Below are 25355 nucleotides of genomic sequence, written 5' to 3' on the forward strand. Positions count from 1 at the left end.
TCCCAATATCCTGATAGTGATAAATCTTAAATTCTCCGAGAGCTTTATAAGCTCTTAAAATAGGTACTCACATGGAGAAAGTCGCTGTGTAGCTGCAAGTAGGAGCGCTTTTTTGCTTGCATAAACGCTGCTGCATTATGGTATTGCTTGCTCGAAAATGGGAAAGAGTGTGACAAGAAACTCGATTCCGTGTATAAATAGCGACAACTAACACTTCACAATCTCGCATCCTTTGAGAGGGTGCAGCTAGCTAAACCGAAAGCGAGGGGATCGAAGGTATGGCTACCGACTATGACGCACCACGCCGTCGTTCCGACGATGACATTGAGGCCGATTCTCTCGAAGGTCTCAAGGCTCAAGAATCAGCTTCATCGACACTCGATGATGACGATGAGATGGTCGATTCCTTTGAGATCCCCACAGCCGATCTCACAGGCGAGGAATTGAACGTTTCCGTGGTTCCCCGTCGCGATGACGAATTCACGTGCTCCTCATGCTTTATTGTGCAGCGCAAGAAACGAATCGACCACGTCGAGGACGACGGCAGCATCATCTGCATGGATTGTGCCTAAAAAAGACGCTACTTAGAAAAGTAGCGTCCGCACCTCCTAGTTCAGGGACTGTGTCGCTTTATCGGCTTGATCGGGTAGATAGGCCCGCAATAGTTTCTCAGGATCGCGGGTTGCCACAAGCCAATAAGGGGTGGGGTCTTCGGGATCGTCAAGAACAAGCATCACCATTTCTGGGACCCACCCATGGGAGACCACGAAGGCTGCAGGGTCGAGCTGTCGTCCCATCGCATTACGTTTAGCGGTTGCTGGAACAGCTAGGCTGCGGGACACTACAGTATGGGGGAGGTTTGCTTGGCCAGTGACCAGCCATCGGGTGCCGTCGGGATCTCGTTCCACTCGCACCCGAGTACTCGACATGCTAAGCAGGAGCCAGACTGCAAGAGCGCCTAAGGAAACCGCTGACACCACAGTCCACACTAGACTTCTGTTGAGACCCAGTTGCGCGGAAATAAGCGAAACTACGAAGGTTGCCATCAGCCACCAATACCACGGCACCCACTGGCGTTCGGAGTAGAGAATGGCCGGCTTCGACGCTGTTTTCTTTTCACTGTCACTCACGGTATTCATTGTAGCGGCGATCTTCGGGAAAAAGCCAAGGAGTTGGTCGCTAGGCTGAGCGCTAGGTCTTAGGCTATCCTGCTTGCAGGAGATAACGCGAGAAGTCTTGCGAATATTTAAGTCTCAACAAAGGAATTACTCTGTGCATACCTATACCGAGCCAGTGAAAACAGTCGCCCTGAAATTGCTCGATCCGGGCCTTCCTGTTCCGAGGCGGGCCCACCGTGACGACGCAGGCGTGGACTTGTACTCCACCATCGATTTAACCCTGGAGCCGGGTGAGCGCTCTCTCGTCCCTACTGGGATCGCTATCGCCCTGCCTGTAGGATCCGTCGGCCTCGTGCATCCGCGTTCGGGTTTGGCATTGAAAAAAGGACTGTCAATTGTCAACGCTCCGGGCACTATCGATGCTGGTTATCGTGGGGAGCTTAAGGTGTGTCTCATCAATCTCGATCCCCGTGAACCTATCGTAATAAAGCGTGGAGAGCGCATAGCTCAGCTCCTCGTACAAAAAGTGGAACTCTTTGATTTCGTAGCGGTTGCTGAACTCGATGACACCGAGCGCGGAGTCGGGGGGCACGGATCAACTGGTCTACGTTAGGCTGGGATAGGTGTTCTCAACGCTGAGAGATAATGGCTCTAAGGCGCTGAGATTTAATCAGGCGTTCTAGCTGGCGCCACATGACGTAAATATAATGATAAAGAGGTATCTGGACATGTCACTCTGGCCGTTCTCAAAAGATAATAGTAGTGCCCCCCACAAGTCCGAGACAGAGCCGCTCGAAGCTCACCCAGCTCATGACGCCGTTAATGGGGGCATGGGGCCTTTCGACGGCGACTCGGTCGATATCGATGAGTTCGAGTTTGGAGACTTTGCCCAAGGCATCCTCAATCTAGGTTCCCTACAGGTGCCGCTCCCTATAGGTTCCGAGGTGCAGGTTGAGATGGGACCCAACGGTCCTACGATGCTCCATGTCCTCACTGAATATGGTCGTTGCACACCGGTTGCCTTTGCCGCCCCTCGTTCTGGAGGACACTGGGATGAGGCTCGCGCAGAAATCACCGCGGACATGAGCAAACAAGGTCTCAGTGTGAGCGAAGAAATGGGCCCCTGGGGACCGGAAATTGTGGGGGCAGCCCCGCAACAGGGCGGAACCATCCGTGTCATCGGCGTTGATGGCCCTCGCTGGATGCTACGTATGACCTTGGCGGCCCCGCTCGATAAAGCCGATGATATGGCAGCCTTGGGCCGCGAGATAGCGGCGCGTACTTTCGTCTACCGTGGCAACGATCCGATTCTTCCTGGTACCTCTTTGCCGGTAGCTCTTCCGCAGCCTTTGGCTGAACAGGTCGCCCAGGAGATGCAACGCCGCTCCCAGCAGAACAACGGTCGAGGTTTCCCCAATAACTCCGTGTCTTTGAATTAAGTCCAGGAGACTATCTGTGAACGATCACCAATCTAATTCTGAGACAAAACCCAATCTTATAGACCAAATGGGCGGCCTCGGGGGTCTAGTCGCATCGAGTGTACCTGTGATCACCTTTGTGCCCGTCAACAATAGATGGGGGCTGCATTCTGGTATCGCAGCAGCACTTCTAGTGGCCGTGGCAATCCTAGTGTGGCGCCTTGTGCGTAAAGAGAATCTCCAGCCCGCCATTTCCGGCTTTTTTGGCGTGGCTATTGCGGCCGGCATCGCTTGGTATACCGGGTCCGCGAAAGGCTACTTCCTTTTCGGAATTTGGATATCGGCCTTGTATGCAGCGATCTTCATTGTATCCATTATTGTGCGATGGCCCTTGGTCGGAGTGATATGGAAAGGGATCAACGGGGACGGCATGGCGTGGCAAAAAAACCCGCAGGCAGTTAGGGCTTATACCTGGGCCACCGCGGGGTGGGCTGTGGTTTTTGCCGTGCGCTTTTATGTTCAAAACTTTTTCTATAATTCCGATGCCACCAATTCCCTGGCCATAGCGCGTCTGCTGATGGGGTGGCCACTGTCCGCACTCGTCATGGTATTTACCGTAGTCATGGTGCGCAAAGCCACCGCGGCCCTCAAAACCACGCCTGCGGATTAACCAACAACGACGAAAACTAGGTTATTGTCATGAACTTTTACCCCAGATCCACTGAACCAAAACTGTCCACGGGGCAGCGACTCGAGCTCAAGATCTCGCGAGTGGCCCACGGTGGGGAGGGTATCGCCATCTTCGACGGCCGAGTGATCTTTGTCCAAAGCTCCTACCCAGGTGATACTGTCCTAGCTGAGGTCACTAAGGTGAAGCGGAACTTTGCCAGAGCGCTACTCATCGATGTCCTCGAACCAGCACCCGCGAGGGTCGAACAACGGTGTCCCGCAGCTGCTCTAGGCGCCGGCTGTTGCGACTTTGGAGACCTTGAACCCAAAAGCGCCGTGGGCTTAAAGACCACCATATTGCGAGACCAACTCACCCGCCTCGGTGGACTAGAAAATCTGCCCGACATCCAGCAACTGGCACTCAATCCTTATCAGGGGTGGCGGACCCGCATGCGATTGGGTGTTGACGACCAAGGACGCGCGGGAATGCGGGCTCTCCGGTCGAATGACGTTATATCTGCGGCCCCGTGTGCTCAAGCAGTGCCAGGACTGCTTGATTCAGTGGTGGGAGAAGAGGCGCGTCGTTTTACCCCTCATGCAGAGGTGATCGTGGTCATGGACGACGATCATAACCGTCATATCGTCGAGATCTCCAAAGCGCCTCGCGGGCAGCGGAGTGAAACCATCACAAAGGTCATAGAAGGCAGCGATCACGCTATCCAAAAAGTCGCTGGATATACTTTTAAGATCCCAGCAACAGCATTCTGGCAAGCTCATGTGGCTGCCCTCGAAACGTATTCGCAGCAGATTACCTCGTGGTTGAAAAACTACGGTCCTAAGTCTCACGAGTTGCTAGCTTGGGACCTCTATGGGGGAGTGGGGGCGCTCGTTCCAGCCATTCGGGAAGGGTCAAACCCCCAAGCCACAATTTACTCGGTGGAAACATCTCCGGGATCAGCGCGCGCGGGGCGAAAGGCTTTCGATAGGGGGATAACCTTTATTACTAATTCCGTTGAGGCTGCCCTGGGAGAGTTGCCAAACCCGGATATCGTAGTCCTCGACCCGCCTCGTACCGGGGCTGCGTCAGGGGTTATCGAGGGTATTGCTGCTGCTCAACCGGATATCGTTATTCATATCGGTTGTGACCCTGCGACCTTTGCGAGAGATGTGCGACGATTTGTCGATCAGGGGTATATTTTCTCTGAGTGCGTGATGATTGACGCTTTCCCTGGCACCCATCATCTGGAAAGCATGGGCCTCTTCCTGCGCTCTTAGGCTTAAGTTACGGGGTAGAATGAGTATTAGCCGTCTGAGACGCTCAGCCGATATGATGGACAATAACTATTAGTGCGTGGGAAAAACAGTGACCCTGTGGACTCCCTCCAAATCTGATCGGAGAGGACCGATTTTCGATCAGTATGAGAAAGGACAAAGGTTTCTCTTTCGCCCATGAGTATTCTCGCAACACTTACACACCCCGCTGATGTCAAGAGGCTCAAGCCTGAAGATTTGGCGCAGCTATCTGAGGAAATACGAGAATTCTTAGTTGAGAAAGTAGCCGCCACCGGAGGCCACTTGGGGCCGAACTTAGGCGTTGTGGAACTCACCATCGCACTGCACCGAGTCTTTGATTCGCCTAAAGATCCAATCATTTTCGACACCAGCCACCAGTCTTACGTGCATAAAATGCTGACGGGGCGCATGAACCAATTTGATACTCTTCGGCAAAAGGGTGGACTATCTGGCTATACGTCTCGGAAAGAATCTCCGCACGACTGGGTTGAGTCGTCTCACGCCTCTGCTTCTTTAAGCTATGCAGACGGACTGGCTAAGGCTTTTGAAATCAAAGGGGAAACCGATCGCTGTGTCGTCGCAGTAGTAGGAGACGGCGCTTTAACAGGTGGCATGTGCTGGGAGGCGCTCAATAATATTGCCGCCTCCAAAAAACGCAAAGTCGTAATCGTTGTCAACGACAATGGGCGCAGTTACTCGCCCACAATCGGTGGTTTCGCGGAGAATCTAAAAAAGCTACGCACTCTCCCTACGTATGACAGAGTGATGGAGCACGGCAAATATACCCTTAAGCGTCTCGGCTGGGTGGGGGAGCGAACTTTTGATGCACTCCATGCGTTTAAGGAGGGGCTCAAATCCACAGTCATACCCACAGAGATGTTCAATGAGCTGGGAATAAAATATGTTGGTCCTGTCAATGGCCACGATTCCGAAGCTCTCGAAGATGTTCTCAACTATGCTCGTGATTTCGAAGGTCCTCTTATCGTTCACGTCGTTACAGAAAAAGGTCGCGGCTATCCACCTGCTGAAAATGACGCAGCGGAACTCATGCACTCCACCGGCGCTATTGATCCTGTTTCTGGACTACCTGTCTCCAAAGATTCTCCTGGTTGGACGGCGATTTTCAGTAAGGCGTTGGTAGCGGCCGGGGGACGCCGCGATGATATCGTTGCCATTACAGCAGCGATGGCGGGCCCTACCGGACTGGTGCCCTTTCAGCAGCGCTTTCCCGCACGTTTTTTTGATGTTGGCATCGCCGAGCAGCACGCCTTGACCTCAGCAGCCGGCTTGGCGCTGGGGGGTTTACACCCCGTGGTTGCGGTATACGCGACATTTCTCAATCGGGCTTTTGATCAACTCCTCATGGACGTAGCTCTTTTAAAACAGCCCGTTACCCTGGTTCTCGACCGCGCTGGCGTCACCGGGAGCGACGGAGCAAGCCACAACGGCGTTTGGGATTTTGCGATTACTGGCATAGTCCCGGGTATCCACGTGGCCGCCCCGCGAGATGGGCTAAAATTACGTGAGCTTTTCGATGAGGCAATAGAGATTCAAGGGCCCAGCGTTGTGCGCTTTCCAAAAGGGGCACTGCCCCCAGTCTTTCCGGCCCTGGAAAAACGTGCAGATGGTGTGGAAGTCCTCTATAGCTCGGCTCGAGACGCAGAGAAGAAGATACTTGTCATTGCGGTGGGTCCTATGGCTGAGCCGGCCCTCTCGGCGGTTGAGGCTTGCACACATATACCAGTGGACTTTACGGTGATTGATCCCTGTTGGGTGGTGCCCGTCGCCCCCTCCATTCTCGAAATGGCACTCGACCATGATCTCGTCGTTACCATTGAGGACGGCGTTATCCATGGTGGCATCGGATCGATGATCGCGGAATCTCTAGCAGCAAGCGATATCGATACCCCGATTCGGCAGTTAGCTTTCCCTGAAATCTTTCCGGAACATGCCAGCCGCAATGAATTACTTGCGGAGGTAGGTTTGGATGCTCGCGGCATTACAGCGTCGTTGCAGGGATGGATTGAAACCTTAGTGGCGTCGTGCCCTATTGATGAGACGGCTGAAAATCCGGAATACTAGTCCCGCCTGCCAAGGGCGTACCCCAACATCCTTTAGGTAGCTCTGCAGTTCCCGTTCGCTGCTGACGAGACCCTCGTGGGCAATCGCCCACACCAGAGCGCGGCTATCGGCTGGAGTGATGATATTCTCTTGCGGCACAGCTAACTCAGCTGCTCTTTTGGCCAGCTGACTATTTACCCACTCCAGTTCTTCGTAGACTGCAGGGTAGTGCTGCTGTATAGCACGTTTGGATAATACGGTGATCTCACCGCCTGATGTGGTGTGCACTTTGTGGGGAAGTTCGAGCGGATCTGGCCATAGAGCTGAGTCAGTTCTCTTGGCCTCTGCAATAATTTTCGCCCACGTCGTAGCCCGAGAGCGAAGCCGGTGAGGGTAGCCCTTGGTGCGGAGAACTTTAGAGGCATGAGTCGGCATGGACGATGCTAGAGCCACCAAAACCCGATCCGGCAAAATTGCAGACGGGGCCAGATCTTCCATCGAACCCTCTCGTTCACGCTCCTGCCATAGGGCGCGGGCAACAGCTAATTTTTGGGGGGTTTTCAGAGAGTTAAGGCCTTTGGTGTCGGTCCACAGTCTTGATGGGGCTTGGTAGTGGGCAAAGCGAGTCTGAACGAACTGGCATTCCTGTTCTATCCAAGTGATTTTTCCTGCATCCTTGAGATCTTTGGCCATAAGGCGAGCTAATTCGATGAGCAACTCCACATCGAGAGCGGCATAGTTAATCCACTCCTGAGGAAGGGGCCGCCTAGACCAGTCTTCGGCTCCGTGGCCCTTGAGCAGCTCCCGATCAAAGTAATGCTGAACCATAGCTGCAAGGTTGACCTTGTCGTAGCCTAAAAGCCGTCCAGCTATTTCGGTATCGAAAAGTCTCCCTGGATGCAGGCCAAGGGCCGCTAGGCTGGGTAGGTCCGATATTGCTGCATGGAGAATCCAATCGGCGCCATTAAGGATTGGTTCCAGATATGTTGAAGTGGCTGCGCGATCACTTTCGACGTCGAACAACACTGTTCCAGCCCCCTCGCGGCGAACCTGGAGCAGAAAGACTCGGTCGTCATAGCGAAAACCTGCGGCCCGTTCAGTATCGATGGCAAAAGGGCCGTAGCCGAATTCCAAGACACTGACCGCAGCGGCTATTTCGCGGGCGCCTGTGGCCACGGAGGGGGTTCCTTCGCGTGGGACACCCAAGATTCTGGACATATTCTTCTACTTAGAGTTCACTGAATCTAATTCGCGCACACCCTCGGGTGGCAGACCAGCGACATGAGCTAAGATTTCCGCAAAGGCTGCGACGTGAGTGCTCAGATCGCTTTCGCTAGCGGTCCACGATGCTCGCATCTCGAGCTGGTATGCCGATGGTGGGCCACCAATCTCCCCGAAGCGAACAGATGTGGTGGAGGTGACTGTTCCCCCTAAATTCGTATACCCAACGCCTTCAAGTGCCTCCGCTAACCACTGCCACGCTACCTCCGGAAGAAGAGGGTCAGCTGCTACTTGGGAATCCATATCGGCCTGGATATACGCAACTAAGCGCATATCACCATCCCAAGTATCCTCAGCGTGTGGGTCATGAAGCAGGATCAGCCGACCGAATGCGTCATCGTCGCTGTGTGTTGTCAGCGGTTGATCATCATGAATGACCTCCAAGCCAATGGCATGGGAAAAAGGTGCAAGCCGCTGTGGTGGGCGAATGGTGCCGAGAGAGATTTCTGGGCGTAGCTGAGCCTGGTGCATGGACTCCACGGCGCGCGAGAAGTTCTCCGGTATGGCCTCGTCTGAGCCAGACTCTTTGGGGGGTGGAGATTTGGGATTTTCGGTCACGAATCAAAAGGTATCGAAAAATCTAAGCTTCTGTGAGTTGCCACGCCGCCTATGGGCGGAAAGATGCCGGATATTAGGCCAGCCTGCGTGATGAGAACCATACTTATATTCTAGTTGGGGTTCAATCTTTTGGATGAGTGTCGATATAATGGGTTTAGTTCTAAAGTGCGGGGCAGATATCCCGCTCCAACCAATCGGCCGGCAGTGCAAAGGATCTTTTAGATGGCAGAGAAACTAAACTTCGAAGAGCTCAATAACATTCAGCGGTACTCACAATTTGCTGTATTCAAGGTGCAGCCTTTGGCGGTACACGAAGGGGAGGCCGAGATTGCGGCTGATGCTCAAGAATTTTTTACAAAGATGGCAAACTCAGGTTTGATCACGGTGCGGGGTCTTTATGATCTTGCGGGTTGTCGGGCTGAGGCGGACTTCATGATCTGGTGGCATGCGGAGCAGTGGGAAGATATTCAGAAAGCCCTCACAAGCTTCAGGCGTGAGACTAAGCTGGGGCGAAAATCAACAGCTGTCTGGTTCGGAAATGGCCTGCACCGCCCTAGTGAATTTAATAAATCCCATCTTCCTAGTTTCATTATGGGCGAAGATCCAGGTGCGTGGATTTGTGTCTACCCTTTCGTTCGTTCCTACGACTGGTATGTAATGGATGCTAAAGATCGCCGTCGGATTCTTGCTGAACACGGCAGGCAAGCCCGGGGATATCCTGATGTGCGGGCAAATACCGTCCCATCCTTTACCCTTGGCGATTATGAGTGGATGCTGGCCTTTGAGGCACCGGAACTTCATCGTATCGTTGATCTGATGCATGATATGCGCTACACGGAGGCTAGGCTGCATGTTCGCGAGGAGCTACCCTTCTTTACAGGGCGGAGGGTGACAGATCTCGCCGAGCTAATTAAAGCTCTCCCATAGAAAAAACCCCGCTATATGGCGGGGATTTTTTACTGCCAATTGCTCAAGGTTGCTCCGGTTGCAGAGTTAAGCATACGGAGTTGATGCAATAACGCAGATCGGTAGGTGTGTCATAGCCCTCGCCCGAAAAAACGTGGCCCAAATGGGAGTGGCAGTGTGCGCATATGACTTCCGTACGGACGTGCCCTAGTGAGCGGTCTTCACGTTCAATGATCCGATCTCCAGCTAGCGGGGAGAAAAAAGAAGGCCAGCCGCAATGAGAGTCGAATTTCTCCGTGGAGCGAAACAGCTCCGTGCCACAGGCCCGGCAGGAGTAAATCCCCGATGTTGTTGTATTAGTATACTGTCCGGTGTGTGGAGCTTCGGTTCCAGCCTGGCGTAGCACTCGGTATTCTTCGGAGTTGAGGCGCTCGCGCCATTGGGAATCGCTAAGTTTCCTAAAGTCAGTCATTGCATCTCCTTATTAAATTGGGTGTGCTTAATACTAGAAACCTACCAAAGATCACCAGGGGCGTCTAGAGCTGCTTCCCCTCCATCAATGTCCACCGTACCGCCGTGGTGGATATAGCAACGATAAGCAATGCCCAACCGGCGGTAGCTTGATAGACATTGAGCCACCAGCCCAGCTGTGGACTCACGATTGATCCGTAATCGAGCGGCGCTAGTGCCAGGTATAGACCAGCCCAGGCACCCCACGAATGCAGCACGCTCATTCGCGAGAATACCGTAAAAACAAAAGGGAAAAGCAGCATCGAATAATACATTTGACCGAGCGACGACAGCAGAAAAACCCCACTGAGAATGAGTGCAGACGTCGTCGTGATCCATACGAGAGGATCGGTGAGTCGAATCCTCAGCAAGAAGATAACACCAACAACAACTATCGAGGCGAAAAGAACCCACACACCCGTGGCGAGAAACGGCTGCAGACCAAAGTAGACGGAGAATCCCTGCCATGATGCATTGGCGTAATCGCGCACCTCGCCCAAATACGGGATAGTGCGCCGGATATAGTCACTGGCGCCTGGGATAATAGGCCATGCAACGAGATTGAGAATAAGCGGTACCCCTAAACCAGCAAGGATTGTCGAAATTTGTCCGCGAACAGCGGGCAAGAAAAGCAGGGGCAAGAAAATAGGCTTGATCAATATGGCAAAGCCGATGAGGATACCTGCCCATACCGTGCGCTCCGACCACAGGCAAATAATAAAGCCGGTGAAAATCAACAGTAAAACTCCGTTGATATTAGAAAAGACAAGCGTGTTCTGCACCGCTTCTGTCATAAATGCGATGCTAATCGCGGTGGGGAAGGCTAGAGAGGAAAGCTTAAAGCCGCTCAGGCGCGTTAGTAGCCCCAATGACACAATGATCGCGGCGGCGTTACAGCAAATGAAAGCAAAGCGCGCCGCAGCAAAGGGCTCAAGAAAGGCGAGAGGCGCTAGGATGAGTGTCGCGCCGGGGTTGTATAGATAATGCGGATCAACGAATGTGTAATTTTCATTATAAACGTTGACACCCTCGATAAAGCGGCGTAGCGCCGTATAGACGGTCGTATAATCGTCGGTGATCGAACCGTTGATGGCGAGGAAGAATAACCGGTGAACCACGAGCAAGAGAGCCAACGGCCATAGGCACGCATTGCCAATAGAGTCCATGGAAGTCCCGCGCGGTGCTGGGTGGTGGTCACGAGCATGCTGAGGCGCGCGGCGCACCCACAAGGAATCAAGTTTTTGCTGGATAGCTAATGCCACTGCAGTCCCACCCTACCTTCGAACGGAGTCTAAAATTCTTCAATCTTCAACCATATATCGTTTCGATCGTTCGTAGTGGAGGAAAACGGTTCCATCATCGGTCGCCGCGAGAGAATGGAGTTGAAAGTGACGCGCGTCGTCGATGTGGTTCCCAAATAGGCGAAGATTCGAGCTATCAATGATGCACGGGCTCAAAGTGAGATGAAGGTGATCAACCAGATCCGCTGACATCAGATCGGTGATGACACGCGTTCCACCTTCCACGCAAATATTCGTCATTCCAGCTCGTCGTAGCCAACCAACGCAGTAGCGCGGGCTGAGATTGGCGCCAAAAATCACCTCAGCTCCTTGATTCTTCACGAATGCTAGGCGCTCTGGATATCTTCTCGCAGCTTTAAAGGTAGTGAAAATCAGTGGGGGCGTGCCAGCAAAAAATTCCGCTGCACCAGAAAAATCCAGTGTTGCTGTAAGAGTAGCAATCCGAGGCGGTAGATCGCGCCCAAATGTGCGGCGAATACGTTGACTTTGAAGATTTTCCACTATGGGGCCGTATTTTTCGCTACGAATCGTTTGCGCGCCCACGAAAACGACGTCGGAAAGAGCTCGCATATACAGTAATAAAGCTTGATCTACAGCATTGCCCAACCCCCCACTGGTGCCTGCAAGAGTCGATGACCCATTAATGCTTGTGATCCCTATCAGCCGAGTACCAAAATCAAATCTCACAGTGCTGAGACCCACCTGGTGGGTGAGGAAATCAGGTGGTGGAGTGTCGCCAGCGGGCAAAATTACAGGGTAAACAACCGGAGCGCTCATGACTAATGAGTCTAATAATAACGAAGTGACAGGTTTGGGATTTAGCGGGTTCAGTGCGCGGCATCACCGCCATCTGACTTCCTAGGGCCTAAAAAATCTGCGAAATCTGCTCAGCTCCAGCTCAATGGGGTTTTGGCTCGTGGATTTGCGTTCAGATGCAATGAGGCATTAAAGTTTCATCCGCACGACAAAATCCCTACCATGGAATGTCGTCTGCGGATGTAGCGCAGTTGGTAGCGCATCACCTTGCCAAGGTGAGGGTCGCGAGTTCGAGTCTCGTCATCCGCTCAGCTTTGAACACAAAGCTATGCGCGATTAGCTCAGCGGGAGAGCGCTTCCCTGACACGGAAGAGGTCACTGGTTCAATCCCAGTATCGCGCACCAGAGCAAAGAAGCTCTTTAAAACAATATATGCGGATGTAGCGCAGTTGGTAGCGCATCACCTTGCCAAGGTGAGGGTCGCGAGTTCGAGTCTCGTCATCCGCTCAGGCACTCTTCAGTGCTCCGAGGCAGGAATGCCACGGTGGAATGGCCGAGTGGTGAGGCAACGGTCTGCAAAACCGTGCACACGGGTTCGATTCCCGTTTCCACCTCCAATTTTGCGCGTTTAGCTCAGCGGGAGAGCGCTTCCTTCACACGGAAGAGGTCACTGGTTCGATCCCAGTATCGCGCACCAACCCTTGACAAACTCATGCGGATGTAGCGCAGTTGGTAGCGCATCACCTTGCCAAGGTGAGGGTCGCGAGTTCGAGTCTCGTCATCCGCTCCATGCATCACCCAGCTGATACTTATGCCCAATACAATCGAGGCATTTGTCCCTGCTGGGTGCTTTCTTTTAGCAACAAGTATCTTGATAAGTAGAGTGCGATAAATCGCCTGTGCCATCAGATTAACGCTGTACCGCGGACAAGCCATCAGGTACGTCGGAGGAGTCGTGCTCAGTGATCTGCGAATCCGCGCCAACCCCTATATTTGGCTTTCGGAACTGACATCACTGGAGTGAGAGGTCTGCGGCATGCCCCAATCGCCCATCGAATTTTTTTACCGGGTGAACCCCTTATATGTGTGGGAGCCCTGCGCTTGGTGCGGCATTTTTACTGACTATCTCTCTTCCATAGGGGTCCGTAGCCTCATCCTCATAACCCTGATTGCGCAACGAGAATATCTCGGTTTGTACGAATGTCCTCACAAAGGACAACGAGCTTGAGATCTGCTGATTTTCAAATCAAAGCTCGGCATATTCCCCGTCCACCGGCGGGCGGCAGCGAAGGAGGAGCACGATCACCACTCTTCCTCTCCTAACCTCATCTCTACTCCCATATAGTCAAGTCCCAACTGCGCGCGTGTGGAGAAGTTAGCGTTGAACTACGGTCAGCCGAATGTGGCCAAAGTTCTCTTTGAGGAAGGAGTCTAGGAAGACTAGAAACTGGAATATACTTTCGTTCAGTTCCTATGAGTCAAGGCATTATGGATCGTTGAGGTGATGCAGCGTGGATCCCACAAGGAATTTCCCGGATCATCTAAAGACAATATCGAGGGCCGGCTGGGTATTTTAAACTCAGCACCAAACTAATGAGGGGTAATAGGCGTAACCCAAAGGGATTGAGAGATCAATGTCTCTCTCCGTCCTCACGGGTATAGCTAGGTGGGCTAAAGGAGGCAGAAAATCCCTAGTCGTAGTACGCTTCGAAATAGAATATCAAGACGAGAATGAGGATATATGAAGGTATTAGTGCGAAAAGTTGCCACCATAGGCTGCCTCAGCGCATTACCGATGAGTGTAGGAGCTTTGTTCCCAGACTTTATCCATCATGCGCAAGCACATGATGTGGTAGTCGGTGGTTCGCCAGCCGATGGGGAGGTCATTGACGGCACCCCACGTCGGCTGGTCCTCGAGTTCTCTGCTGAGCCAAAAGAGGGATTCAACTCTATGGCCTTGACTGACCAAAACCGCACCATTATTACGAGCGGGGAACCTGAGGTAGACGGTCGACTAGTAAGTCTTGATATGCCATCTGATCTTATTCTGCCGCCTGGGGCGTACACCATAGGCTTCCAAATTACTTCCTCCGATGGGCATTCAACCCGCGGGAAAACCACGTTCACAGTTCAAGGGACCGCCTCTGGCGCACCCTCGACTACTCCAGAAATAACGGCTGCTCGCCCGTCGGAATCAGCTGCAATCGATCCCGCAGACACTACATCGGACTCACAGCAGTGGTGGTTGTGGCTGCTAGGTGTAGTGGCGCTTAGTGCTATTATTGTGGCGCTAGCAATTGCCCGCCAACGCCAGAGGAATAAAGGCGGCAAACCTAAAAATGGCCGCTAAGCACTGAGGGAAATACCCAATTAATCTCAACAAATCTTACAGGAGGAATATATTCCTATGAAATCTTTATTCGTACGTCGAGCTGGACTCGCCGCTTCCGCTGTTGCTCTCACCGGGCTCGCCCTGGTTGGCTGCTCCGATAAAGAGGCTGGCTCTCCTTTGATCGAGGACCCCATCGCTACCACGATTTCCCCAGAAGAGGAAATCCTGGAAGATACGCCAGCCCTGACGTTCTCCGATGCTTACGTTAAAGCTGCTGGTGTGGACAGTGGAATGACCGCCATTTTCGGTGTGCTGCACAATAACTCTGATCAAGATCTCCACATCACCAGCTTCAGTGCTGATATTGATGCCGCGAAGTTCGAGATTCACGAGGTTGTCGATGGAAAAATGCAGCAGAAGCTTGATGGTCTAATGATCCCGGCAGGTCAGACTGCTGTTCTCGAACCTGGTCATGACCACTTCATGATTTTGGGTCTCACGGAACCGGTGCTGGCCGGTGACGATCTCGATATCGAGTTGCGTCTAGCCGACGGTTCAGAGCTGGAATTTGAAGATATCCCAGTACGGACTATCTCCGCTGGCGACGAGGACTATTCCATGGACCACATGGACTACGACAAGATGGACCATGACGATAAGATGGAGAAGATGGAGAAATAATTCCATCGCATTGAGTATGGGATAAATAGTGATGGTGGGAGCGGGGAATTTCTTGGGATATTTCCTCCTCCCACTTTCGATCATTCACACGCTTTTCATAAGGCTGCGAGTCCTAGTGCCCGCACAACGACATTTTTAAGGTGATGCAATAATGAGTACGGGGTGTCCGCATAACGCGGGACGCAATTTGAGTGGATTTAGCCGGAGGGATTTTCTCCTCGGCGCGGGGGCATCCGTCGGCGCCGCTTCGGTAATCTCGACTCCTCTAGCTGAAGCTCAGCCAGCTGACACCGAGGCGGACCCCTTCCTAGAAAACGCTCGTGTACCTTTTGACGGTCCGCACCAGGCAGGGATAGCAACTCCTGCACAGGCCTTGCTGCGAGTCGTCGCGTTTCAACTTTTTTCCAATAATGATCGCGAATCGGTACGCCGCTTGTTGAAGCTGTGGACGGAAGATGCTCGTCGACTGTGTCGCGGTCAGGCCCCTTTAGGCTCCCTTGAGCCCGAAATGATCAATAAGCCAGCTAATCTCACCATTACCTGCGGATTCGGAGCAAGACTTTTCGATATCATCGGTGCAGCGGACCAGCGACCATCGTGGTTGGGACCGCTGCCTGCCTTCGAGCGCGACGCTCTAGACCCCCGGTGGGGCGAGGCGGATATGGTGCTGCAAATATGCTCCGATGACCCCCTAACCCTCGCTTTCGCTAGCCGACGCATGCAACTAGCAGCTCTCGATTTTGCTCAGGTGAGCTGGGTGCAAGAGGGTTTCCTCAATGCCAATGGGGCTCTCAGACCCGATGAAACTCCCCGCAATCTATTCGGTCAAATTGATGGCACTGTCAATCCTCATAGCAAGGATGAATATGACGACTATATTTGGATCGATTCCGAGCAAGATGCGCCTTCTTGGGCGCACGGGGGCAGCTGCATGGTCGTTCGGCGCATCAGTATGGACCTCGATGACTGGGAGCGCCTCGATCGCACCTCTCGAGAAGTCGCGCTTGGTCGCGCCCTCGACACGGGCGCTCCCTTGACAGGCGAGCGCGAGCACGACGACGCAGATTTTGATGCCACGGATGAGCTTGGATTACCCGTTATCGACCCGCGTAGCCACATGGCGCTTGCCGCACCGCCGGCGGATAAACCAAAGCAACGGTTGCGTCGCCGAGCGTATAACTTTGACGATCCGCCGCAGCCTGGCTCGCCCCGTACCTCGGATTCGGGATTAGTCTTTGTGTGTTTCCAGCAGAATCCGCTCCGGCAGTTTGTTGAGATCCAGAAGCGTCTCGATGCCGGCGACCGGTTGAATGAGTGGAATACCCACATCGGCTCGGCTGTGTTTATTGTACCGCCTGGAACTTCAGAGGATGGCCCAGAGCACTTCTGGGGCCAATCACTGCTGGAAACCTAAGTTCGTGAAGTGGATCAGAGTCCCAGTCCGGACATAACGGCTCGTCGGTCTCCTCAAGCGATATTTTCGAAGGATTCAAGCATCAGTTAAAATAGCTTGCTAGTTGCCAACCTCGTACTGCGTATGTCTGACCATATCCTTCGTAGTGATGGTGTCGGTAGCGGTTTATCCCATTCTTCTGCGCTCGCGTCCAGGTCTGACGGGGGCGCCTGAGCTCAAAGGAGCACACCCCATATGGCACAGCTTACTGCTGCCGCAAATCCCCATGCCGCTTTTCTTTGTCCCCAAGGTGTAGCCGCCGGTGCTGCAATGCGGGAATTGGACTTACCCAATAAGGGTCCAGAGGCGATTGTGTGCGTTAAGGATGCCACCGGCCAGTTACGGGATCTCTCCTATATCCCTGATCAAGACGTTGAGTTGACCCCTGTTCCCGCTAATACCGAGGACGGACGAGCGGTGATCCGCCACTCCGCCACTCACGTTTTAGCGCAGGCTGTTCAAGCGGAGTTCCCTGGGACAAAACTCGGAATTGGCCCTGCTATCGAGAACGGTTTCTACTACGATTTCGACGTAGCCGAACCTTTTACTCCTGACGATCTCAGGCGTTTGGAAAAACGCATGAAGAAGATTATTAAATCAGGGCAGCGTTTTGAACGTCGCGTTTATGCCACGCAAGCTGAGGCAGAGGAAGCGCTGAGAGATGAGCCCTATAAGCTCGAGCTCATACAGGACAAAGGTTCAGTCGATCCTACTTCTGATGAGGCAACCGAAGTTGGTTCAGGGGAACTAACGGGATATTACAATGTGAATCCGCGCAGCGGCGAGGTTGAATGGTACGATCTGTGCCGCGGACCGCATATCCCTACCACCAAGTACATTCCGGCATTCGCCCTGACGCGTTCGTCGGCGGCGTACTGGCGCGGCGACCAGACCAAGGCCGGCCTCCAGCGAATCTATGGCACCGCATGGGAATCCGCCGATATCCTCTCTGAATATCAGCATATGTTAGAAGAAGCAGAAAAGCGCGATCACCGCAGACTGGGCGCGGAACTTGATCTGTTCTCCTTTCCCGACGAGATTGGTTCAGGATTCCCAGTCTTCCACCCCAACGGCGGGATTGTCCGCCTTGAAATGGAGGAGCATTCACGCCGTCGCCATATTGCTTCTGGCTATTCTTTCGTTAATACCCCGCATATTACTAAGGGTGACCTTTTCCAGAAATCAGGGCATCTCGATTTCTACGCGGAGGGGATGTTCCCTCCTATGCAACTCGACGGCGAATGTGCTGATGATGGCACTGTTACTAAGCCGGCGCAGGATTATTATGCCAAGCCCATGAATTGCCCGATGCACAATCTGATCTTTTCATCGAGAGGTCGGTCCTACCGCGAACTCCCGCTTCGCCTTTTCGAATTTGGTACCGTGTACCGCTACGAAAAATCAGGAGTCGTACATGGGCTCACACGAGCTCGAGGGTTCACCCAGGATGACGCGCATATCTACTGTACCGAGGACCAACTCGAGCGTGAGCTCACCACAGTCTTAGATTTCATCATTTCTCTGCTCCGCGATTATGGCTTGGATGATTTCTACCTTGAGCTTTCCACCAAGGACCCCAATAAATTTGTGGGTTCGGATGAAATTTGGGAGAAATCGACCGCGATCTTGCAGCGAGTCGCAGACAATTCGGGCCTCGAATTGGTACCCGACCCGGCAGGTGCAGCTTTCTATGGCCCGAAGATCTCGGTACAGGCGCGCGATGCCATTGGGCGCACGTGGCAAATGTCCACGGTACAACTAGATTTCAATCTGCCAGAACGTTTCGATCTGGAGTACACTGCCTCTGACGGGTCCAAGAAGCGCCCTATTATGATTCACCGTGCACTTTTTGGTTCGATTGAAAGATTCTTCGGAGTGCTTCTCGAGCACTATGCAGGTGCTTTTCCTGCATGGCTAGCTCCGCACCAAGTAGTGGGTATTCCCGTTGCCGAGGCGTTCTCAGATCACCTTGAAATGGTGTGCGGGCAACTTCAGGCCCGCGGAATCCGTGCGAGCGTTGACACCTCTGATGACCGGATGCAGAAAAAGATCCGAAATCACACCCAGGCTAAGGCACCGTTTATGTTACTTGCCGGAGAGCGGGATGTGGAAGCGCAGGCAGTATCCTTCCGTTTCCTAGATGGTAGTCAAGTTAACGGAGTTCCCGTTGGCGACGCGGTAGCGATCATCGAGGCCTGGATTTTTGGCCGAGAAAATTCCCAGCCATCTGCCGAAATTATTAAGGAAAAATTAGCGGCTCGTTAATGAGCCGAGAACGCGGCGGTGCTAGATCCAGAAAGATCTGGGCTAGCCCGCCGCTGTGTCTGTGCGTGCTGATTGTTATCTAGAATAGGATGGTGATGGCACAGGGTAACGACAGCTCGACCGCCGAAGCGAGGGTGAGTAGGCCCTTGTGCAGGATTCGGGAAGCACGATATGGGAAGTGAGTAGCGTGGACGATAGTCAATCCAATTATGTCGATACTGGAGTAGGTATCCCAGATCGACTTATCCGCTTATGGGCTCCCTATCGCATGAACTATATTGTGAACAAAGGCGCTCACGATGACCAATCATCTCAGCGTGATAACCCTTTTATCCGCATCCCAGCGCTCAGCGATGAAGACGGTCTAATCGTAGCCCGAGGTGAGCTGGTGTACTGCGTGCTCAACTTATACCCCTACAATGCCGGGCACATGATGGTCGTCCCTTATGAGCAGAAAGCGAATCTCGAAGATCTCACGGCTGCAGAGATGACCGAACTCATGCAATTCGCTCAGATGGCAGTGCGGGTTCTCAAGCAGGTGTCGCAACCGGACGCCATTAATGTTGGATTTAACCTAGGGCGCTCAGCAGGTGGGAGCGTAGGGGAACACTTGCATCTACATATCGTGCCTCGGTGGAATGGCGACGCTAATTTCATGACAGTCATCGAAGGAACCAAAGTACTGCCGCAACTGCTGCGTGATACTCGCAGCCTCCTGGCGGCAGGGTGGCGTGATCTCACCCAGTCAGATCCTAGCGATATTGGAGCGAACGGTGCTTAGCGTACGAGGACGCAAGCCAGCGGCAGTGCTCACGGAACCGCTGGCTAAAATGCTATTGCAGGTCGGACTGACCCCAAATGCTGTCACCGTTATCGGAGCATTCATTACCATTATTATCGCCGTGACCTTGATACCTACAGGCCATCTTGTTCTAGCAGCTGTACTGTCGGCTCTTTTTACAACATTTGATCTCATTGACGGCACAATGGCACGGCTGCGCGGCTCGGGCACGGCTTTTGGTGCCACTCTCGACGCCACGTGCGATCGTATTACCGACGGAGTGCTATTTGCCTCGATTACGTGGTGGCTGATTTTTAGCTACGAGGCTTCACATTCCCTGATCGCGGCTAGCTTTACTGTGGTTATTGCCTCACAGGTCATCTCCTATGTAAAAGCACGCGGAGAAGCTAGTGGCTTGACCATGGATGGTGGGCTCATCGAGCGCGCAGAGCGCCTGATCATTGGTTTGCTAGGGCTGGGACTCACTGGGCTAGGAGTACCATGGGCTATTGATATAGCTCTCTGGGTTTTGGCAGTCGGGAGCGTCTTTACTGTTATTCAGCGTCTAGCCATGGCCAAAAAGGATCCCCGAGCACTTGACCCCATTGCTCCACCAACCGGGGCGAAGCTTTAAGATCCACTGATGAGAATAAGAGCCTCACGATGACTCCTATAAAAACCAAGAAATTTCTTAGTCTCGCCTCCACCTATGCCTATCTTGCGGGCTGGTCTGTGGTTAAGTGGTTGCCCTTAAGCATCGCAGCTCCGTTATTTATGTGCTTTGCAGATCGTGCGAGTAAAAATGGACGCGGCTTGGAGCAGCTACGCAGAAATCTCATGCGGGTTGTGGGTCCTGAAAATACCACCAGAGATTTAGTAAAAAACTCAATGCGTTCTTATATGCGTTATTGGTTAGAAGCCTTTCGGTTGCCACTTATTGCTCATGACCCCAGTGTCATTGATGCAATTGAGCAGAATATCCAGGGTAAAGAGCATCTGCTGAAATCCCTATCCGAAGAACGCGGGACAATTTTAGTTCTGACCCACTCAGGAAATTGGGATCTCGCAGGCCTCTATCTTGTGCACCTAGCGGGTGGTTTTAGTACCGTAGCTGAGCGCCTAAAGCCGGAGATCCTATACCGAGCCTTCCTCACTTTTCGGGAAAGTCTGGGCTTTACGGTGTACCCTCACCGAGATGAGTTGGGTCGATCTCCCATGGGCCAACTTACTCGCGATCTTGAATCTCGAACGGTGGTCTGCCTGCTGGGAGAACGTGACTTAGGTGGGCGGGGGTTAGAAGTCCAATTTTTTGGCGAAGAAACAACGATGCCAACTGGTGCCGTGAAACTTGCCTTAGATACCGGAGCCGATTTGTTGGTCGTAGCTAATTGGTTCGAGGGGAACGCCGCTCACCCCGGGTGGGGAATAAAAATCTCCGAACCGATAGCCCACACAACCTTGGCGGAGATGTTGCAAGCTCAGGCAGTAATTATGGAAGAAAATATCCGAGAGCACCCCGCAGACTGGCATGTCCTGCAGCCAGTATGGCCAACTGATCGAAGAGGCACTTAAGCTTTTTCATTGCTGAAGTTGACGGGCTATTAGACTGAGTGGGATCGTAATATCGGCCTGTGGAGAGGAGGGATTATATGAGAATCGGATTCGTGTGTCCTTATTCCTTTGATCATCCTGGGGGAGTGCAGGCTCATATCCTGGATCTCGCTGAAGTTTTCCGCCGTCAAGGTCATGACGTTGCTGTTCTGGGGCCAAGTACCCGCCCAGACACCCTCCCTGACTTCGTGCACCCTGGTGGGCCATCCATTCCAATTAAATATAACGGCTCGGTGGCCCGGTTGAGTATTGGGCCGAAAACATTCGCCCACGCTCGAGATTTTATCGAACAAGGGGAATTCGATGTCCTCCATATCCACGAGCCGAACTCTCCGAGCTACTCCCTTGTCAGTCTATCCATCGCACACGGACCAATTGTGGCCACGTATCATGCCTCAGCAGCCAATTCACGGCTATTGCGTTTGGTTCAGCCGATACTAAGGCCCCACTTGGAAAAAATTCGGGGTGGGATTGCAGTTTCGGAAATGGCTAGACGCTGGCAGGTTGAACAATTAGGGGGAGATCCCGTTCTGATCCCTAACGGAGTTCATACTGAATTTTTCCGGCGATCTGAGATCAAGACTAGCTCTCAAAAGGTCGAAATCGCCTTTCTAGGGCGGATAGATGAGCCGCGTAAAGGGCTAGATATCCTCCTCGAGGCATTTCAAGGACTCGAAGAATGCGCACATCTTACTGTTATGGGAGACGGTTCTGTGCGCCCCCAACCAGGTGTGAGCTTTGCGGGGCGGGTAAGCGAAGAGGATAAAGCAAGGATTTTGGGAGCGGCCGATATCTATGTTGCCCCCAATACTGGAGGGGAGAGCTTTGGGATTGTGCTGGTCGAAGCGATGGCGGCTGGATGTGCGGTAGTAGCTAGTGATCTCGAGGCTTTCGCCGCGGTTTCAGATGCCCACTCAGCCGTACCCGCTGCTCGACTATTTAAAACTGGTGACCCAGCCTCCCTGCATCACGCCCTAAAAGAGCTCATTGCCAACCCCCTCGAAAGAGAAAAGCTGCGTCAGGCCGGACGTAGTCGTGCTACTGATTTTGAATGGAAGAATATCGCTGATCAGATCATGCGGGTATATGAGACTGTTTGTGACGGTACGAAAGTGACGGTCGAGAGTCAGTGACTACCATCATTGCGGTCATATGTGCGGTCATCGGTGCGATCTTCTTATTCACGCTTTATTCCACCGCAGCGCGTCTCCATCGTCTTCATATTCGCACTGAGGCGGCGCTCGCGGCTCTCGAGGCGGCACTCGATCGCCGCGCAGCAGTATTTGCGGCATTGGCACCCGAGTACCGCGACCTAACTGCCGGCACTGAGGCGATCGGACTAGTTCCAGGCAACTTTAGGAGACGAAGTGAAAAGGAACGAGAGATTGCACGAGCAATATCAGCTGATGGTCATACCGTCGAACCCGCTATTGTCGATGCTCAAGCACGGGTTCATATCGCGCACCGATTCTATAACGACGCTGTGACCTCAACCCGCAGTCTGCGGCTACAACCAGTGGTGCGTATTTTTCACTTGGGCGGGACTGCCAAACTTCCCGAGTACTTCGAACTCGTTTACGATGAGACCGATTAGAGTCGGCGCTTTTTAACCAAGAAGGAAAAAGATGACAGAGAAAATATCCCTCATGTGGTTCCGCGACGATCTACGTCTCGAAGACAATAAGGCATTGGAATCGCTGGCTGGCCACAGTCGGATTCATGCCCTCTATATTCTTGATACCTCCTCATCGACTCGCCCCCTTGGCCGAGCCTCTCAGTGGTGGTTGCACCACAGTCTCGTCTCCTTGGCCACGCAGCTAGCTGATTACAATATCCGACTTCAGATCGCCTTAGGTGACCCGCGTAAGCTCATTCCACAGCTAGCTCATGATTTAGGGGCACAGAGCGTAGCCTGGTCTCGCAGGTACTACCAGCCGTGGTGTGAGATGGACGCCCATATCAAGAGCATGGTGCATGAGAGTGGAATTGAAGCCCACAGTTACCCCGGACACCTTCTACTTGAACCTTGGCAGGTGCGGACCCTACAGGGTGAGGCGTATCGGGTGTACACCCCATTTTCCAAGCGCTCGTTTGAGGTTCTGCACGCGCAGTCTTCCGTTGATCTAGCCGATGTTCTTTCCGATAATTCCTTCATCGAGCAACTCGATGGGGCCGGTGCCGATCTTGAGGCCAGTATGGTGGAAATCGCCCAGTTGAGACTCCTGCCAGCAGATCGCGGGGAACCCAATTGGGCTAAAGAATTTCCCTTCAAACCCGGCGAACAGGGTGCCTGGGAGGTGGTGGAGAAATTTGGTACACCAACTAACTACCACAAGGGCAGGGACTTTCCTGCGGTCAAGGCGACCAGTGGGCTCGCCCCTCACTTACGATTCGGTGAAATTAGCATACGCCGGCTCTTCGAACTTGTTGGAGATAGCGCTGATGCTCACGTTTTTCGCAAAGAGTTACTATGGCGAGACTTTGCCTGGCACCGACTCTATGAGAACCCTCAGATGATAGATACTCCCTTGAGGGAAAAATTTGCTGTCTTCCCATGGTGGAAAGAAAGCTACCGCATCGATGACATTCATCAAAGGAAAATCGCGCCCGATAATAAAATGGCAGAATTTACCGCTTGGGCCCGTGGTGAGACTGGAATCCCATTGGTCGATGCCGGGATGCGGGAACTGATGCGAACGGGCACGATGCACAATCGGGTTCGCATGGTTGTCGGCTCCCTGCTCACTAAAAACCTTGGAACCCACTGGATAATGGGTGAGGAGTGGTTCTGGGACAGTTTGGTGGACGCTGACCTAGCCTCCAATACCTTCAATTGGCAGTGGGTAGCTGGCTGCGGCGACGATGCGGCCCCATATTTCCGTATCTTCAATCCCATCACACAGCAGCAGCGCTTCGACGCAGATTACCATTACTGCTCATCGTGGGTTCCAGAGCTTCACACCCCCATCTACCCGGAGCCGGTTGTTGATGTGAAGGCTTCCCGCACCGCTGCTTTGCACGCGTATGACGAGATTAAAGAGTAGGCACCCGTCGGTGTGCATAGGCAGCTCGCAGCTCTACGATCGTCCACGCCATGCTGATGAGCATGAGGGCTACCACCAAACTGTTTCTTAGGTAGATAGCCACCAAGCCTATGGCCAAAGGATTATCCGAGGAGAAAAGGTCAGCGTAATGGAAGGGATAAATACAATGACTCAGCCCTGCTAATGCCAAAGTCAATAATGCAATAGCACTTACGAGTTTGCGGTGGCAGAAGACCACCGCTACCGCGACCATTGGGCCAAGCCATGTTATATACTGAGGACTAAATACTTTGTTAGCCACCAACAACATCGACGTTGCAGAAACCATAAAACTCAGCGCCAACTGTGGGTTCCACAGGTCATAGCGGAATACTACAAGCGCAAAGGTTAGTGCCATCAAAAATGTGAGAAGCATGAGCGCTGATGCTATCGATAGGGCTAGGCTTACGGCGGGGCCAGTAATTTCGAAACTTTTAGAAGCTGCATAAAAAAGTTCGTACTCATCCGATCCTGGCTGAGCTGCTCGAAATAGCAGCGGGGTAGCAACGACCGACTCGATTTGAAGCCCACGTTCACCCTGATACGTCAAAGGGGTTAGCAAACGCCAGACTCCAGAGCGTAGTAAAACAGCGATGGTGAGCACGGTTAAGGTGATCGCGCCGACACCGATATCGATATATGTGCGCGTATTTCTATATCCTCGAACAGAAGCCACCGCTAGAAGACCTGGCCACAATTTAACCATGGTAGCCCATCCGATAAAGACCGCGGTCAGAGCAGGATAGGAGAAAAGAAATAGTGCCGCGATTCCAACCCCAGCAGCGGGGTAGAGGTCGAGACGGTAAAGGTAGACCGCACCAAGAAGGGGCGCAAATAAGGACCAAAATACGCTGGCAAAGACCCGATCTTTAGTACCAAGCCCGCGACTGCCGTATATGAGCGCCCCATGAAAAGCAGCGTCGCACAGTAGAATGAGCGCAATAAATGTGAGGAGAAATCTCTCCGGATCTTCTCCAGCGAGCCATAATGTGACCTCAGCGGGCCATATTCCTACGGGTGGATATTCGGCAGTTCCTGAAGAGGCTGGGTCCGTGAGGCTGGCAAAATAGTAATGAATATCAGCGTCTGAATCTACCCAGAAGGGTCGCATTAACAGCATGATGCCACGGCCGCATAGCCACAACGACCACAAAGCGAAGTGGATACTGATGGTGCGAGTGATCTTGGGCATCAATATGTCCTTTTCCGAGCAATGAAGGGATGTCAGAAGAATTCTAAACCAGTGTTTCTGGGTATAGAATATCTCAACGTATATCG

The 25355-nt window shown here is 52.9% G+C and carries 24 protein-coding genes and 6 tRNA genes; 23 read left to right on the top strand and 7 right to left on the bottom strand.

The genetic code is table 11. The annotated features are described in order from the left end of the window. Positions 1-278: 278 nt before the first annotated feature. A complete protein-coding gene (locus tag NXT01_RS01130) occupies positions 279-572 on the top strand; it encodes a DUF4193 domain-containing protein (RefSeq protein WP_259076522.1) in 294 nt (97 codons plus the stop codon). Between the two features lie 36 nt (positions 573-608). On the opposite strand, the gene NXT01_RS01135 is transcribed toward NXT01_RS01130, so the two are convergent. Further along, the gene (locus tag NXT01_RS01135; RefSeq protein ID WP_259076524.1) at positions 609-1139 is read right to left on the bottom strand and encodes a DUF3093 domain-containing protein; all 531 of its coding nucleotides are present in this window, start codon (positions 1137-1139) and stop codon (positions 609-611) included. 133 nt (positions 1140-1272) lie between these two features. Between NXT01_RS01135 and dut the strand changes: the two genes are divergently transcribed. The 5 genes from dut (at position 1273) to dxs (ending at position 6580) form a co-directional block, all read left to right on the top strand. Further along, positions 1273-1731, top strand: a complete 459-nt coding sequence (dut, locus tag NXT01_RS01140) for a dUTP diphosphatase (protein WP_259076526.1) — start codon at positions 1273-1275, stop codon at positions 1729-1731. Positions 1732-1846: 115 nt separating this feature from the next. Next, positions 1847-2557, top strand: a complete 711-nt coding sequence (locus NXT01_RS01145; protein WP_259076528.1) for a DUF3710 domain-containing protein — start codon at positions 1847-1849, stop codon at positions 2555-2557. 16 nt (positions 2558-2573) lie between these two features. Further along, on the top strand, positions 2574-3206 hold the full coding sequence (locus NXT01_RS01150; RefSeq protein WP_396124688.1) for a DUF3159 domain-containing protein: 633 nt from the start codon (positions 2574-2576) through the stop codon (positions 3204-3206). 29 nt (positions 3207-3235) lie between these two features. After that, positions 3236-4480 (top strand): class I SAM-dependent RNA methyltransferase, encoded by a 1245-nt coding sequence (locus NXT01_RS01155; protein WP_259076530.1) that lies wholly within the window; start codon positions 3236-3238, stop codon positions 4478-4480. A gap of 174 nt (positions 4481-4654) precedes the next feature. Then, on the top strand, positions 4655-6580 hold the full coding sequence (dxs, locus tag NXT01_RS01160; RefSeq protein WP_259076532.1) for a 1-deoxy-D-xylulose-5-phosphate synthase: 1926 nt from the start codon (positions 4655-4657) through the stop codon (positions 6578-6580). On the opposite strand, the gene NXT01_RS01165 is transcribed toward dxs, so the two are convergent. Continuing rightward, positions 6530-7777 carry an HRDC domain-containing protein gene (locus NXT01_RS01165; protein WP_259076533.1) on the bottom strand — a complete coding sequence of 416 codons (1248 nt, stop codon included), beginning with the start codon at positions 7775-7777 and terminating at the stop codon, positions 6530-6532. The genes dxs and NXT01_RS01165 overlap by 51 nt on opposite strands. A gap of 6 nt (positions 7778-7783) precedes the next feature. Continuing rightward, positions 7784-8398 (bottom strand): DUF3000 domain-containing protein, encoded by a 615-nt coding sequence (locus NXT01_RS01170; RefSeq protein WP_259076535.1) that lies wholly within the window; start codon positions 8396-8398, stop codon positions 7784-7786. A gap of 222 nt (positions 8399-8620) precedes the next feature. Here NXT01_RS01170 and hemQ point away from each other — a divergent pair, with 222 nt between their 5' ends. Continuing rightward, complete coding sequence (hemQ, locus tag NXT01_RS01175; protein ID WP_259076536.1) at positions 8621-9325, top strand: hydrogen peroxide-dependent heme synthase; 705 nt, start codon at positions 8621-8623, stop codon at positions 9323-9325. A 43-nt stretch (positions 9326-9368) separates the two neighbouring features. Here the strand turns inward: hemQ and msrB are convergent, their stop codons facing one another. From msrB to NXT01_RS01190, 3 genes are all read right to left on the bottom strand, one after another. Continuing rightward, positions 9369-9776 (bottom strand): peptide-methionine (R)-S-oxide reductase MsrB, encoded by a 408-nt coding sequence (msrB, locus tag NXT01_RS01180; protein ID WP_259076539.1) that lies wholly within the window; start codon positions 9774-9776, stop codon positions 9369-9371. Positions 9777-9840: 64 nt separating this feature from the next. Next, positions 9841-11076, bottom strand: coding sequence for a glycosyltransferase family 87 protein (locus NXT01_RS01185; RefSeq protein ID WP_259076547.1), 1236 nt, complete (start codon positions 11074-11076; stop codon positions 9841-9843). 39 nt (positions 11077-11115) lie between these two features. Further along, the gene (locus tag NXT01_RS01190) at positions 11116-11892 is read right to left on the bottom strand and encodes a dihydrofolate reductase family protein (protein ID WP_259076548.1); all 777 of its coding nucleotides are present in this window, start codon (positions 11890-11892) and stop codon (positions 11116-11118) included. 215 nt (positions 11893-12107) lie between these two features. Between NXT01_RS01190 and NXT01_RS01195 the strand changes: the two genes are divergently transcribed. The 16 genes from NXT01_RS01195 (at position 12108) to NXT01_RS01270 (ending at position 24038) form a co-directional block, all read left to right on the top strand. Further along, positions 12108-12180, top strand: a tRNA-Gly gene (locus NXT01_RS01195). A 21-nt stretch (positions 12181-12201) separates the two neighbouring features. Next, a tRNA-Val gene (locus NXT01_RS01200) sits at positions 12202-12276 on the top strand. A 29-nt stretch (positions 12277-12305) separates the two neighbouring features. Next, positions 12306-12378, top strand: a tRNA-Gly gene (locus tag NXT01_RS01205). A 36-nt stretch (positions 12379-12414) separates the two neighbouring features. Continuing rightward, positions 12415-12488 (top strand) — tRNA-Cys (locus NXT01_RS01210). 5 nt (positions 12489-12493) lie between these two features. Further along, a tRNA-Val gene (locus NXT01_RS01215) sits at positions 12494-12568 on the top strand. A 17-nt stretch (positions 12569-12585) separates the two neighbouring features. After that, positions 12586-12661, top strand: a tRNA-Gly gene (locus NXT01_RS01220). A gap of 951 nt (positions 12662-13612) precedes the next feature. Continuing rightward, positions 13613-14221: a copper resistance CopC family protein gene (locus NXT01_RS01225; RefSeq protein ID WP_259076550.1), complete on the top strand. Its 609-nt coding sequence runs from the start codon at positions 13613-13615 to the stop codon at positions 14219-14221. A 57-nt stretch (positions 14222-14278) separates the two neighbouring features. Further along, a complete protein-coding gene (locus NXT01_RS01230; protein WP_259076553.1) occupies positions 14279-14884 on the top strand; it encodes a copper chaperone PCu(A)C in 606 nt (201 codons plus the stop codon). Between the two features lie 151 nt (positions 14885-15035). After that, entirely contained in the window at positions 15036-16298 is a 1263-nt protein-coding gene (locus tag NXT01_RS01235; protein ID WP_259076561.1) for a Dyp-type peroxidase, read from the top strand. A 234-nt stretch (positions 16299-16532) separates the two neighbouring features. Next, complete coding sequence (gene thrS / locus NXT01_RS01240; RefSeq protein ID WP_259076570.1) at positions 16533-18602, top strand: threonine--tRNA ligase; 2070 nt, start codon at positions 16533-16535, stop codon at positions 18600-18602. Between the two features lie 178 nt (positions 18603-18780). Next, on the top strand, positions 18781-19383 hold the full coding sequence (locus NXT01_RS01245) for an HIT domain-containing protein (protein WP_259076572.1): 603 nt from the start codon (positions 18781-18783) through the stop codon (positions 19381-19383). After that, entirely contained in the window at positions 19376-20017 is a 642-nt protein-coding gene (gene pgsA / locus NXT01_RS01250) for a phosphatidylinositol phosphate synthase (protein ID WP_259076574.1), read from the top strand. The genes NXT01_RS01245 and pgsA overlap by 8 nt, the downstream gene beginning before the upstream one ends. Positions 20018-20046: 29 nt before the next feature. After that, positions 20047-20955 carry a phosphatidylinositol mannoside acyltransferase gene (locus tag NXT01_RS01255; RefSeq protein ID WP_259076576.1) on the top strand — a complete coding sequence of 303 codons (909 nt, stop codon included), beginning with the start codon at positions 20047-20049 and terminating at the stop codon, positions 20953-20955. Between the two features lie 77 nt (positions 20956-21032). Then, complete coding sequence (locus NXT01_RS01260; protein ID WP_259076578.1) at positions 21033-22127, top strand: glycosyltransferase family 4 protein; 1095 nt, start codon at positions 21033-21035, stop codon at positions 22125-22127. Next, on the top strand, positions 22124-22588 hold the full coding sequence (locus NXT01_RS01265) for a hypothetical protein (protein ID WP_259076580.1): 465 nt from the start codon (positions 22124-22126) through the stop codon (positions 22586-22588). Before NXT01_RS01260 ends, NXT01_RS01265 begins: the two co-directional genes overlap by 4 nt. A gap of 31 nt (positions 22589-22619) precedes the next feature. Further along, on the top strand, positions 22620-24038 hold the full coding sequence (locus NXT01_RS01270) for a deoxyribodipyrimidine photo-lyase (RefSeq protein ID WP_259076582.1): 1419 nt from the start codon (positions 22620-22622) through the stop codon (positions 24036-24038). Here NXT01_RS01270 and NXT01_RS01275 read toward each other — a convergent pair. Beyond that, positions 24028-25269 (bottom strand): hypothetical protein, encoded by a 1242-nt coding sequence (locus tag NXT01_RS01275; protein ID WP_259076584.1) that lies wholly within the window; start codon positions 25267-25269, stop codon positions 24028-24030. The two genes, NXT01_RS01270 and NXT01_RS01275, sit on opposite strands and share 11 nt — an antisense overlap. Between the last annotated feature and the right edge of the window lie 86 nt (positions 25270-25355).

Source organism: Corynebacterium sp. ES2775-CONJ, assembly GCF_024814515.1.
Taxonomy (GTDB): domain Bacteria; phylum Actinomycetota; class Actinomycetes; order Mycobacteriales; family Mycobacteriaceae; genus Corynebacterium.